At 46.3% G+C, this 12,337-nt stretch carries 19 protein-coding genes; 10 read left to right on the forward strand and 9 right to left on the reverse strand.

The features are described from left to right. Positions 1-15: 15 nt before the first annotated feature. From CI960_RS10405 to CI960_RS10435, 7 genes are read left to right on the forward strand one after another with little or no spacing between them, the layout of a single operon-like run. On the forward strand, positions 16-342 hold the full coding sequence (locus CI960_RS10405; RefSeq protein WP_024986824.1) for a TraL conjugative transposon family protein: 327 nt from the start codon (positions 16-18) through the stop codon (positions 340-342). Further along, a complete protein-coding gene (gene traM, locus CI960_RS10410) occupies positions 290-1,618 on the forward strand; it encodes a conjugative transposon protein TraM (RefSeq protein ID WP_036614165.1) in 1,329 nt (442 codons plus the stop codon). The genes CI960_RS10405 and traM overlap by 53 nt, the downstream gene beginning before the upstream one ends. A 41-nt stretch (positions 1,619-1,659) precedes the next feature. Beyond that, entirely contained in the window at positions 1,660-2,679 is a 1,020-nt protein-coding gene (gene traN / locus CI960_RS10415; protein ID WP_080707587.1) for a conjugative transposon protein TraN, read from the forward strand. A gap of 1 nt (position 2,680) precedes the next feature. Continuing rightward, entirely contained in the window at positions 2,681-3,265 is a 585-nt protein-coding gene (locus CI960_RS10420) for a conjugal transfer protein TraO (RefSeq protein WP_036614168.1), read from the forward strand. Positions 3,266-3,268: 3 nt separating this feature from the next. Then, entirely contained in the window at positions 3,269-4,162 is an 894-nt protein-coding gene (locus CI960_RS10425) for a DNA cytosine methyltransferase (RefSeq protein WP_036614171.1), read from the forward strand. A 13-nt stretch (positions 4,163-4,175) separates the two neighbouring features. Then, positions 4,176-4,622 carry a DUF3872 domain-containing protein gene (locus tag CI960_RS10430; RefSeq protein ID WP_036614379.1) on the forward strand — a complete coding sequence of 149 codons (447 nt, stop codon included), beginning with the start codon at positions 4,176-4,178 and terminating at the stop codon, positions 4,620-4,622. Then, entirely contained in the window at positions 4,619-5,209 is a 591-nt protein-coding gene (locus tag CI960_RS10435) for a hypothetical protein (RefSeq protein ID WP_036614174.1), read from the forward strand. Before CI960_RS10430 ends, CI960_RS10435 begins: the two co-directional genes overlap by 4 nt. 61 nt (positions 5,210-5,270) lie before the next feature. On the opposite strand, the gene CI960_RS10440 is transcribed toward CI960_RS10435, so the two are convergent. From CI960_RS10440 to CI960_RS10465, 6 genes are read right to left on the reverse strand one after another with little or no spacing between them, the layout of a single operon-like run. After that, on the reverse strand, positions 5,271-5,489 hold the full coding sequence (locus CI960_RS10440; RefSeq protein ID WP_036614187.1) for a DUF3873 family protein: 219 nt from the start codon (positions 5,487-5,489) through the stop codon (positions 5,271-5,273). A gap of 28 nt (positions 5,490-5,517) precedes the next feature. Then, positions 5,518-6,105, reverse strand: coding sequence for a hypothetical protein (locus CI960_RS10445; protein WP_036614190.1), 588 nt, complete (start codon positions 6,103-6,105; stop codon positions 5,518-5,520). 20 nt (positions 6,106-6,125) lie between these two features. Next, positions 6,126-6,401 (reverse strand): hypothetical protein, encoded by a 276-nt coding sequence (locus tag CI960_RS10450; protein WP_230319885.1) that lies wholly within the window; start codon positions 6,399-6,401, stop codon positions 6,126-6,128. Further along, a complete protein-coding gene (locus tag CI960_RS10455) occupies positions 6,401-6,619 on the reverse strand; it encodes a hypothetical protein (protein WP_024986833.1) in 219 nt (72 codons plus the stop codon). Before CI960_RS10455 ends, CI960_RS10450 begins: the two co-directional genes overlap by 1 nt. A gap of 6 nt (positions 6,620-6,625) precedes the next feature. Beyond that, a complete protein-coding gene (locus CI960_RS10460) occupies positions 6,626-7,114 on the reverse strand; it encodes an SLOG family protein (protein WP_036614194.1) in 489 nt (162 codons plus the stop codon). A gap of 11 nt (positions 7,115-7,125) precedes the next feature. Further along, positions 7,126-7,389: a hypothetical protein gene (locus CI960_RS10465; protein WP_036614382.1), complete on the reverse strand. Its 264-nt coding sequence runs from the start codon at positions 7,387-7,389 to the stop codon at positions 7,126-7,128. A gap of 565 nt (positions 7,390-7,954) precedes the next feature. Here CI960_RS10465 and CI960_RS10470 point away from each other — a divergent pair. Next, the gene (locus tag CI960_RS10470) at positions 7,955-8,221 is read left to right on the forward strand and encodes a hypothetical protein (RefSeq protein WP_036614385.1); all 267 of its coding nucleotides are present in this window, start codon (positions 7,955-7,957) and stop codon (positions 8,219-8,221) included. A gap of 185 nt (positions 8,222-8,406) precedes the next feature. Here CI960_RS10470 and CI960_RS10475 read toward each other — a convergent pair whose 3' ends face one another. Genes CI960_RS10475 through CI960_RS10485 form a run of 3 tightly spaced genes read right to left on the reverse strand, consistent with a single transcriptional unit; the run spans position 8,407 to position 10,618 of the window. Continuing rightward, positions 8,407-8,781 (reverse strand): hypothetical protein, encoded by a 375-nt coding sequence (locus CI960_RS10475; protein ID WP_036614197.1) that lies wholly within the window; start codon positions 8,779-8,781, stop codon positions 8,407-8,409. Positions 8,782-8,788: 7 nt separating this feature from the next. Next, complete coding sequence (locus CI960_RS10480; RefSeq protein ID WP_036614200.1) at positions 8,789-9,703, reverse strand: ribonucleotide-diphosphate reductase subunit beta; 915 nt, start codon at positions 9,701-9,703, stop codon at positions 8,789-8,791. A 9-nt stretch (positions 9,704-9,712) separates the two neighbouring features. Beyond that, positions 9,713-10,618 (reverse strand): LysR family transcriptional regulator, encoded by a 906-nt coding sequence (locus CI960_RS10485; RefSeq protein ID WP_036614203.1) that lies wholly within the window; start codon positions 10,616-10,618, stop codon positions 9,713-9,715. A gap of 97 nt (positions 10,619-10,715) precedes the next feature. On the opposite strand from CI960_RS10485, the gene CI960_RS10490 reads away from it, so the two are divergent. Continuing rightward, on the forward strand, positions 10,716-11,309 hold the full coding sequence (locus CI960_RS10490; RefSeq protein WP_036614205.1) for an NAD(P)H-dependent oxidoreductase: 594 nt from the start codon (positions 10,716-10,718) through the stop codon (positions 11,307-11,309). Positions 11,310-11,324: 15 nt separating this feature from the next. Continuing rightward, positions 11,325-12,314: an aldo/keto reductase gene (locus tag CI960_RS10495; RefSeq protein WP_036614207.1), complete on the forward strand. Its 990-nt coding sequence runs from the start codon at positions 11,325-11,327 to the stop codon at positions 12,312-12,314. The last annotated feature ends 23 nt before the right edge of the window (positions 12,315-12,337 follow it).

The following is a 12,337-nucleotide window of genomic DNA, read 5'->3' on the forward strand; positions in this document are numbered from 1 at the left end:
TAAAAAAAACGAAGAATGAACCGATTGAAGAAATGGATCAGGTACGTGCCTGACAGGATAGACGACGGACTCCGCTATCTGTGCGGACGGATGTCGCCCGATGTACGGCTCATCTGCGTAGTGGTTATGCTCATCGGCTTCGGCTGTTTGTCGATATACATGACGGTATCTTCAATATACCATATCGGCAAGCGTGAGGGAGAACAATTGCAAATAGAGCATCTCAGGCAGATGGAACTGCATAGGGGAATAAATAAGGATAGTATAAACATTAAAAATCAGGTAGATTATGGAGAACCTAAGAAATCAGGACCGGCAACCGACGAACGCTACAAAGCCTGAAAAGGCGGAAAAGAAGGGGCAAAAAGCGGAAAAGGATAAAAAAGAAGTCAAGCCTCTGACTCCGGAAGAGATACGCAGACGGAAGAAGATGCTCGTGTATCCACTGTTCTTTCTCGTGTTTCTGGGAGCGATGTGGCTGATATTCGCTCCTTCAGACCGTGACGAGCCATTAAGGGAAGGATTTAACGTGGACGTTCCGATGCCGGAGGACAAAGGGTTGTTGTCGGATAAAAAGACCGCCTACGAACAAAGTGACTTTGAAAAGAGGCAAAGGGAAAAAATGAACATGCTTCAAGATCTGGCGGTGTCATTGGAACGGGAAGAGCCGATGACGGATGGAGTATTCCTTACGGAAGAAAACACGAATAATGACGGTTCGTCTATCCGTTCCTCCGCCAATGCCTACCAAGACATCAACCGGCAGTTGGGTAGTTTTTATGAAACACGACCTGAAGGAGATGATCAGAAAACGCTGGAACTGGAATGGCGTATTCAGGAGCTGGAGCGTCAGGCGGAGGAAGAGCGTCAGGCGAGGGAAAACGGCGAGGAACAACTTCGGCTGATGGAGAAGTCCTATGAAATGGCTGCAAAGTACATGCCGGGCGGCGGTGGCGAAGCCAAACAAGTCGCCGTGTCTTCCTCTACGGGTAAAACTCCGGTCTGTCCGGTTACACAGGTAGCGGAACAGGTGGTCAGCCTATTGGCTGCCCCACTGTCCGATGAAGAGTTCACCCAACAATACAGCAAGCCCAGAAACATGGGGTTCTACACGGTAGGGAGTGTCCAAAGCCGCACGGAGAAGAATGGTATCCGTGCCTGCGTGTACAAGACGGTAACGGTTGCGGGCAACGATGGTCAGGAGGTGGGACTCCGCTTGTTAGAGCCAATACAGGCCGGAGAGTTGTATATACCCGCTAACACGATACTGACCGGCACGGCGAAAATCAGCGGTGAGCGTATGGAGATCACCGTTTCTTCGGTTGCCTTTCAAGGAACAATCCTGCCGGTGGAGCTGGACGCTTATGACACGAGAGGCATGAAGGGCATTGAGGTCAGGGGATCGCAAGAGCTTACCGCTGTCAAGGAAATGGCGGCTAACATGGGTTCGACAATGGGAAGCAGCATTAATATTTCCACCAATGCCGGTGCGCAGTTCGCTGCGGACTTAGGCAAAGGAGTGATACAGGGTGCGTCGCAATATCTTTCCACAAAATTCAGAACTGCCAAAGCGACTTTGAAGGCGGACTATGAGCTATTGCTCGTGTCAAGACAATAAACTATTCAAATCCAATTTATTACCAAATAAAAGTAACAAGCATGAAAAGAGTAATTTTAATGATGGCTTTTGCCATTGGTATGACCGGTGCTTATGCACAAAAGACCGTGAAAGTGGAAAAGACAGAAAATAACACGGAAAAAACAGCGGATTCCGAAGACACGGAAACCATGCCACTATCGGATAAGGAGAATGCAAGACGCAGTCCGTCCACCGGTGATTTGTTTGACGGGTTGACACGACCGGTGACATTTGACCGGATGATTCCTCCATACGCTTTGGAGGTAACATTCAATAAAACAGTACATCTTATCTTCCCGGCAGCTATCAAGTATGTAGATTTAGGATCAGCGGATATTCTTGCCGGTAAAGCGGATGGTTCGGAGAACGTGCTTCGGGTGAAAGCGGCATTGAGGGACTTCTCACGTGAAACCAATCTGGCAGTGATCACGGATGATGGCAGCTATTATACGTTCAACGTGAAGTATGCAGATGAGCCGACCAAATTGAATATCGAGATGAAAGACTTCATCCACGATGGCGAGGCGGTGAACAGACCGAACAACTCGCAGGAAATCTATCTTACAGAACTCGGCAACGAGTCACCGCTATTGGTACGGCTGATTATGAAGTCCGTTTATGACAATAACAAGCGTCTGGTGAAGCATATCGGCTGTAAACGCTTCGGTATCCAATATATTTTGAAGGGGATTTATACACACAACGGTCTGCTTTATTTCCATACGGAACTGAAGAACGCTTCCAACGTGCCATTCTCCATTGACTTCATAACCTTTAAGGTGGTGGATAAAAAGGTGGCAAAACGTACTGCCATTCAGGAGCAGGTTATCGTGCCGCTTCGTGCTTTCAACTATGTGACGACAGTTCATGGAAAAAGCAATGAACGGACAGTATTTACCTTACCTAAATTTACCTTGCCGGATGACAAGCAGTTGATTGTCGAGATGAACGAGCAGAACGGGGGAAGACATCAGCAGTTTATCCTGACCAATGCCGAGTTGATCCGTGCTAAAGTTATTAACGAGCTAAAGGTGAAATAAGATGAAAAGGCTATCTATTATTATATGTATGTTTTTGTGCTTTGTCCTGATGGACAAGGCACATGCCCAACGTTGTCTGCCCGGAATAAGAGGGTTGCGTATTACTGCCGGCATGACGGACGGTTTTCATACGGTGGACAAGCGTAACGAGCTGGGTTACCATTTCGGGCTGGGGATGGACAGGTATGTGAACGGTTGCCATAAGTGGGTATTCGGGGGTGAGTATCTCCAAAAGTATTACCCATACAAGGACATACGTGTCCCGATTTCCCAATTCACTGCGGAAGGCGGTTATTATTATAATTTCCTCTCGGATGCCAACAAGGTGTTCCTCTGCTATGCCGGCGCTTCGGCGTTGGCGGGATATGAAACCGTGAATTGGGGTACAAGTACGCTGTTCGACGGCTCACGCTTGCGTGCCGGGGATGCGTTCATCTATGGAGGTGCTGTATCACTGGAGATAGAAACCTATCTTACCAATCAGGTAGTATTGCTGTTCCATGCCCGTGAGCGTTGTCTTTGGGGAAATGACAGCGGGCATTTTCATTTCCAATTCGGGGTGGGACTGAAATTTATAATTAATTAGGGCATGGTTCTTTTGGAATTATTTTCGGGTATTGGTGGCTTTAGTAAAGGATTGCAGGCTGCCGGATACTCGTTTGAGAAAGTATATTTCTCGGAGATAGAAAAAAATGCAATCGCCAACTTCAAATACAATTTTCCTTATGCGGAACATATCGGATCGGTTACAGAAATCGGAACAGCGAGAATCGAACATCCCGACATCATCACTTTCGGAAGTCCTTGCCAGAATTTTAGTTCAGTCGGCGACGGTAGCGGACTGCGTGGAGGGGCAAGTTCCCTTGTCTGGTATGCTGTCGAAGCCGTCAGGAGATTCAGACCTGACGTTTTTATCTGGGAGAATGTTAAGGGAGTCTTCTTCGCAAAGCATCGATCAGATTTTTGGAGCATTATCAAAGCGTTTGCCGACATTGGCGGTTATCGACTTGAATGGCAATTGTTTAATACGGCATGGTTTCTACCCCAAAACAGAGAGAGAATCTACCTTGTCGGACGTGTTGCAGACCGATGTACCGGAGATGTATTTCCTTTCCCGGCGCCGGGTGGAGGGAATCCTCCGTGCAGGAAAGACACGGTTTATCCCCGTGCCTGCGGAACGATAACACGTAACTACTACAAACAACCCAATTTAGGTAACTATCTGATAAACCTGAAACCGGGAGAAACTTTTAATGGACAACCGACCAAAGATCAGAAAGCCCGAATCCGTATGCTGACGGAGGTGGAATGTGAACGCTTGCAAGGCTTTCCCGATGATTTTACCAGATATGGAATTTTCAATGAGGAAGTGGGTACAATCTCACGAGCCAACCGGTATGCGATGCTTGGCAATGCTGTAAGCGTGCCGGTGGTACGTACCATAGCGGAACGAATCAGAAGAAACACAGTCTTAAACGATTAATTTTTTAATGTGTATGAAAAATATGATAGAAACATTGTTTATTGTTGCATTCACGCTTATCGGCGTGATTTGTGTAACTGCCTGTTCTGACAAATTGGACGTTCAGCAGGTGTATGAGTTTGATTTGGCGACCTTGCCGGTGCAGACGACAATCGTAAAGGGCGAGGAAGCGGAAATTCGTTGCCAGCTCATAAGAAGCGGTAAGTATCAGGATACTAAATACTTTATCAGATATTTCCAACCGACAGGCAAAGGGGAACTTCGCATGGAGGACGATACGGTTTTGTTGCCGAATGACCTGTATCCGTTGCCGGAAGAAACATTCAGGCTCTATTACAAGTCACTTGACACAGACCAACAGAAAATAGATATTTACATTCTTGATTCCTTCGGCCAGATTGTGCAAAAGTCTTTTGCTTTTAACAATGAAGTGGACGATAAAAAGGAGGATACCGAATGATCTATGCCGGATATACTCTGAAAAAAAGCAGCGACGAGCAGTACACGCCGGCTTATGCGGTGGCTCCTATAATCAAATATATACCCGGAAATAAAATCGTCTGGTGTCCGTTTGATACGGAACATAGTGAATATGTGTTGGCGTTGAAAGCCGCCGGTATCAGGGTGGTTCACTCCCATATCCTTACCGGTGAGGACTTCTTCGTTTACGAGCCGGAAGAATGGGATCTGATTGTTTCCAATCCGCCGTTCAGTATCAAGCAGAAGGTTGTGGCACGCTGCCTTGCACTCGGCAAACCGTTTGCGTTACTGCTTTCCAACCTATGGTTGAACAGTAGTGCGCCAGCTCGCTTGTTCCGGGAAAAGGAGATGCAGATGTTGTTGTTTGACAAGCGTATTCAATTTACGGAAAAGAATGCCGCCTATTTCGGATCAAGTTACTTTTGTTGGAAAGTCCTTCCAAAACAGATCGTGTTTGAGAATCTGAACCGTTCCAGATATGAGGAGAGCCGGATGGCTGATGACATGAAGAAATATGTTGGTACGTTGTCCGCATCCACACGGCGTGGAAGAACCGAACCTGAATGAAAACTAATGAGATAGCTCCCTTTACCGGCTTCCATTCCGGTAAAGGGAGCTTGTTTCTGTATTATTTCCTATCCTCTTTCTTTTTAAGCCATTCATTACACTGTCGCCTGCACTCTTCCAATGTAGGCTTTACACAGGAGAAAAGTTCATTGTCTGCCGTATCCCTGTAATCATAATGGTAGAATGTGCGCCTTTTCCGTCCTATGGTCATTTGGAATTTTTCATATTTCTCACCTGCCTTGCAGGTTGAAACTCCGTTCTTGTTCATTTTCGTTGTCATAACTTATGGATTTTATGGTTCATGAATATTAAAACAGACTTAATTGTCGGGGTTGGGTGTATTGCCGTTTGATTTCCAGTAATTTACCTTTCAGGTTGCGGATAATATTCGGGTTATAATTGCCTCTGTCAGAATCAGAGTTATGTTCCGCTTTATTGTATTGTTGCTCCAACAGGCGGATTCCTTGCCGGACAGCTTCTTTATAATCTCTGACAGGTGCATCCCAAACGGACGGGTGGCTACCGCCTCCGGCTGTGCCGGTACACCAATTGATGGTTACCGTATACGTTCCGTCAATGGATTGTCCGATGTGGATTGTATTGAATGTGTCCAATTTGATTTCCTCTATTATCGGTAACATGCCATTTATCCAACCGTGTTCGTTGAACTGCTTGCCAATATAGCCGAAAATCAACCCTCTTTCATACGTGCGCACGTTGAGTATGATGTGGCGTACACTCTTTCCAAAACTCTCGAAATAAGCGATTTGTTCCGTATCGTTACGGTGTATCGCTAACAAGTAACGAAGGACAGCATTACGTTCTATCCTGCAAGGATTGTATTCTACAATCTCCTGCAATTTCTCTTCTCGTGTCATTTGAGATATTGGTTTCATATCATCTATATGTTAGAGGGTTAAAATTCTGCAATGAATAGCCGACTTTGGATGAACAGTACATTCCCTTTGGAAATGCGCTGGTTGCACCAGAAATGGTGTGAACCGTAGCCGTAAGTGAAATACTCGTCCAGTTCGGTCGTTTCCCGAAGTTTATCAATAGATTGGCGGAGTTCTTCTTCTGTCCGGCAAAAGAGAAGGGTATTTACTAGTTGGATAAGGAGTGCAGGGATTTTTTCATCCCATGCACAAATTACGGTTTCAAATGTTACGTTCATATTTTCAGATTTATTCATTAGACAGTCATTTTCAAAATTTCTCTCCAGTATATCGGCTCCACCTCACTGAGAAGGAAGTCGACAAAATCTTTTCTCGCTTCTTTGCACAACTCTCGGTAAAGCTCTCCAAAAGTGGTGATGTTGCCATTCAGGTAAGTTTCCACCATGTACTCAAAAATGTTGCTTACCTCGTAATATCTGCACTGCTGTGCGACTGTCTTGCTGTATCGTTTCATAAGGCTTTATTTATAAAGGTTTATAATGATTCTGTTTATCATTTGTGCTTTTCCTATGGTATAAGAAGTACCGCCATAGGGTTGCTTGTCCCAATAGGCTAACATAATCTCGGAGTTGTCAATCAGGTAGTCGTTCCTGTGGTGGAAGCAGCCTTTGCGGTAATCTTCCCGGAGAATAACCGCTTTGTCGGCAGTTTTCATTATCCGATCGTATAAAGATTTATTCTCCGGCCGGTATCTGTTTGACTGATGGCGGAACGGTACAACGGCAATGAGTCGAATGTCCGTATATTCTGCTTTGAGGTCGGCTACAGCTTGGGCTGCAAGCAGATCAAAGCCTTCTGCCATTCCGCTTAGAAAGTATCGGTAGCCCAAATCATACAACCTTCTTACTTGCGAAACTATATCCAGATAAAGATGTAGCATACCGACTTGGTGGATACGTTCCGGACGATGTCCGGTGAACGCTACTGATATTGTAATATCCATTGTCATAACTATATGTGTTAAAACATTAATAACCAAATGATAATCCCGACTATGATAGCAAAGGAAAGCATGGCAATCAGGCAACCCCATACAAAACGGAACACGCCTGTCATCAGCTCTTTTGCAAGCCACAAACCGATAAACCACGCTAAAAGACGACCTCCGTACATACTCCAACAGAAGCCAGAAAGGATGAGCCGAACTGACCAGCCAAGCCATTTATGCAGAGGCAGATTGAGTCTGTTCTTATTTCCGTTATGTATTTCTCTTGCTGTTTTCATAATCACGACATTTTTTTTATGCATTGACGAGTTGAGCTGACTTATTTCATGTGCATCAAAAGGTAGGGTTCAGGAAAAACAAGGTTTTTGGAAAAAATACCTCGTGCCATTTATGGCGCAGGGAAGATTTTTTTCAAAACCGGAACGGCTTGACCTTGTTTTTTCGTTAAGAACCCGAAGTACCTTTGCACTTGAATAAGTTAGCTTAATTCGCTTCTTTGCTTTAAATGTGGAGTGATGGCTATTGAAAACAGTGAGAGAAATACCCCATAGGAAGTTAATCCTAAACATTACTTAAACCTGTTATGCTATAAATCCTTTATACAGAAAGCGATGTTAATGCGGAAAAATTTCTACCTTTGTGTTTGCGATGCAAGTAGCATCGTGTAATGTTGTTCGTTTACCGTAGTCCAGAAATCGCCAATTTCAAAAATACAGAGGGTAAATGAACCGGGTAGGTTATACTTTGACGTAACCTGTCGGTTTACTCTGTATTGAGCGTTTGGCGATGCTTTGGACTTGTAACTGGCAGTGTTACGTCAATTTATATAATAACCTTATGATTATGGATCTACAATCGACTTCCTTGAAAGGAATAGTCCGGTCTTCAGAAGATGGACTTTTCTATCTGTTACCTATTCAGAGTTTATCTACATTGCAAGAAATGAAAGGACATTTGACCTGTGCGATAGATGTCTTGAGTAATTTGGATGAAAGTGATACGGAAAAGCGTTTGGACGCAGTTAGGACATTGAACAGCCTTGTTGCTGCGTTGAGCGTGAATGACGGCGATCATTACAATGCAATGGATATTGCCTTTGAGGAAGTCTGAAAGTAAAAAACGGATAGACACAAAATAAAACTTTTCTATTTTGAAACCGGGAAAAAGAAAGGTGTTGTACTGGCCAATGAGTGATTCATCACGCTTGCTTGTACAACACTTTTCTGCGGTTTTGTGTAGATTGTTCCGGTTCCGAAGGAATGGGAATAATTTTTTTGCCAATAATAATATGGCTTTTATTCCACTGTTCGGGGTTGTGGATTGGATGGCAGAACTTCATCCGTTTCGTTATCAGCCTGTTTCTGTTCACGTTCTTTACGTCGCATTTCTTTGTCCTTCTTTTTTGCTTTAGCCTTTATTTCCTGTTCTTTAAGGATTTGCTTTAGGGTCTTGACTACATCAGGACGTTCTTTTTTGAAACGTTTATAGAAGCTCTCTTCTATAAATTCCGGCAAGGGGGCTTTCCACACCTCTTGCTTGTGGTTGTCAATCTTGCCGAGTTTATCGGGGTTGAGTCCAAGTTCACGAGACATCTGCACATGTGTGTCCGATAGCCGGTGTTTCTTTTGGGCTACTATCCATTTTTCTATCTGGGATTTCTTGATTGCCATATTGCTTTTAATTCTCAGACTTTATTGTTTTACCTAAAAATAAACCGGTAACGGATTTTGCACCAAGTTGCATCAGCTTACGTTTCATTTGCGTAAAATTCTCACCGGAAGAGATAATGTCATCTATTAAGAATACATCCCGCCCTTTAAAATAATCGGGGTGAAAGATCAAGTTGGACAACTTGTCTTGTCCATGAGTTCCTTTCATCTGCTCACGGTCTTCTTTTATCCATGTGGCACGAAAACCGTCCACGATTTTCAGCCGGCGTGAAAGAAGGCTGCAAAAACGGGCGAAGCGGGCGATGTTCCGTTCACGGGTTGCCGCAGGTATGGGGATCAGCACGGCATTGGCGGCTTTTTCTTTAAAGAATGGCATCCGGGCGATGCAGAGCGAGAATATCTTGGCAACAAGGGCTGCTTGTCTACCTTCCTTAAATCGAAACACCAAATTGCTCGTTTTCCTATCGGATACTGATATGTCCTTGCATCTGGTCGGGTAATAATCGTGGATATAGAAACACAAGGCTCCGTCGATACGCATCTTACCTTTGAAATGGGTATTGTACGGGAAGAACTGGCGCACGAAGTCGCTCTCGAAAGTAAAGCGGAGTATATCACGCCAAAGGGTGAGCGTGGTTTCATCCTGCACACGATAGAGTTCCCCATTGATACTTTCTTTGTCCGATAAACCAATGCCAATTATCAGGCGGTCATTAAAAGCGTCTTTTGATACAATATACCAATCAAAGGATTGGCAGATGCTCACGATGTCACAATCATTGGTGCAAAGGAAATGGAAGGTGTTATCGGGCTTCTGGATAATCAGAAACTTGCCGGACATTTCGGAAAGGCGAAAATAGTTTCCGACATGGGCTTCTTCTACTTCGCTGAAGGATACGGATATAGTGAGTTTTTCTATCATAACATTATTTTATTTACTCCCCCATTCTTTGGTTAACAGCTTTTCCAGCACCTCCACTTCTTGCTGGTAAATCGTCTTTTTCCTTGTGCCGAAATAGAGCGTGTTCTCCAGTGGCATGTTGCCCTCCCATACCACCTTTATCTTACCAGTGCAGACGGCCTCTTTGCACAGGAAGTCGGGCACGACCGAGAAACCGTCTCCCTCGCTCAGGCAGCGGATGATGGAGCTGATGTTGGGCACGATGTAGTTGGGGCTGAAGTCCGGGTGTTCCTTGAAGTGCTTTTTCCAGAAGTTCAGCAGATGCCCCATGTCGGCGGAGGTGCTGTACCACAGTCCTTGCTTGAGGAGGTGGACGGCCTCTTTCATCCGGTTATTCTCCAAGTGAAGCCCCAGTTGCGTAGTATCCGTATGTGCCCCCGTGACCAGCACGATGCGTTCTTTGGCAAAGTCCTTGTACTCGATGTTCTGCTGCGTGCCTTTGTGCGGGGTGATGATGAGGTCCAGCAGTCCGTTGTCAAGGTCTTGCAGCATCTGTGGATATTCGCCAAACTTGATAATCAGGTTGAAGGGCAGGGTGGGGATATACTTCTCCAAGGTGTACTGAAAGGTCTCGAAGCACATGCCTACGCTGATGGTGTTCCGCTCCTGCTGCGAACGTTTGTGGAAATGCTTCTCGCCCCTTTCGAGTTTCTCCAGCGGGGCGACAACGAAATTATAGAGTATCTTGCCCTTTTCGGTGGGCGTCATCTTCTTGGCCGTCCGCTCGAAGAGTTTATATCCTGTGTAGGCCTCCAAGGAGTTGAGGTGCAGGCTGACGCCCGGCTGGGAGATGAACAATTCTTGTGCGGCGGCTGTTAAAGTACCGGTCTCGTATATGGCTTTGAAGGTGCGCAACCATTCCAGATTCCATTTCATAACTATCAGTTTTATGATACACTCCTATTAGTTAAACTATTTTTATGTGGCAAAGATACGCATTATCTTTGCACCGACAATCTAAAAGAATAAACGTATGAACGTATTTATAATCAACGGCGGACAGACCTTTGCCCATTCGGGAGGGATGTTCAACAATACCTTGACCGGATGGACGGTCGAAGTGATGAAAGAGAAAGGCTTTGCCTATCGGGTGACCAACATCAACGATGCCTTCGACCCGCTGGCGGAAGTGGAGAACTTCAAATGGGCGGACGTCATCATCTACCACACCCCGATCTGGTGGTTCCAGTTGCCCAACGGGATGAAGCGATACATCGACGAGGTGTTTACCGCCGGACACGATAACGGCATTTACCGCAATGACGGTCGAAGCCGCAAGAACCCGGACGTGAACTACGGCACCGGGGGACTGATGCAGGGCAAACGCTACATGGTGACCACCTCTTGGAACGCCCCGCAGACGGCATTCACGCTGGAAGGCGAGTTCTTCGACCGCCACACGGTGGACGAGGGCGTACTCTTCGGCTTCCACAAGATGAACCAGTTCGTGGGCATGACCCGGATAGAGGGCTTCCACTTTCACGATTTGGAGAAGAACGCTACGCCCGAGCGCATAGCCGAGTACCACAAGGCGTATGTCGCACACATCAATCGAGTAATCATCTAAAAACAATTGAACATTATGGAATATAGAACATTAGGCACTTCAGACTTGCAGCTGTCGGCCATCACCTACGGCGCCTTTGCCATTGGAGGAAACATGTGGGGAGGCAATGAGGAGAAAGACTCCATCCATGCCGTGCAAGCCTCCATCGAACACGGGGTAACGACCTTGGACACCGCTCCTTTCTACGGCTTCGGGCTGAGCGAGGAGATGATAGGCAAAGCCATCAAGGGACGTGACAGGAGTAAAATACAGCTGCTCACCAAGTTCGGCTTGGTGTGGGACGGCAGCAACGGAGGAAAAGGCGAGTTCTTCTTCGATGCGGAGCGGAACGGAACTTCTGTCCCCATCTATAAGTATGCTGCCAAAGAAAGCATCATCAAGGAGGTGGAAGCGAGCCTCCGCCGCTTGGGGACGGACTATATCGACCTGTTGCAGATACACTGGCCTGACAGCACGACGCCTATCCAAGAGACCATGGAAGCCTTGGACGTACTGATTGGGCAAGGCAAGATACGGGCGACAGGCGTCAGCAACTACAGCGTGGAGCAGACGGCAGAAGCCGGAAAGTACTTGAATGTGGCAAGCAACCAAGTAAGTTACAGTATGCTGAACCGTGGCATCGAACAAGAGCTGGTGCCCTTTGCCCTGCAACACCATTTGGGAATCATTGCCTACAGCCCTATGGAGAGAGGTCTGCTGACCGGCAAATACTTCCAAGGCAGCCACCTCAAGGAGAATGACCATCGCAACGGCTACTTCCGGCAGTTCGATTTACCTAAAGTGCAGGCATTCCTCGAGACCCTCACCCCGATGGCAGAGGACAAAGGAGCCAGCCTCTCGCAATTAGTTCTGCGCTGGACTACGTTGCAACCGGGCATCACCATCGTGCTGGCCGGAGCAAGAGACGCCAAGCAAGCCATCGCCAATGCCCAATCCATGGACATTCACCTGTCTCCGGACGAATTGCAGTTCATCAACCATGAGCTTGCCAAACTACAGCTTTAAGCAGACGAGCGTTGTCCGAAAAC

The organism is Parabacteroides sp. CT06 (assembly GCF_002257605.1).
Classification (GTDB): Bacteria; Bacteroidota; Bacteroidia; order Bacteroidales; family Tannerellaceae; genus Parabacteroides; species Parabacteroides distasonis.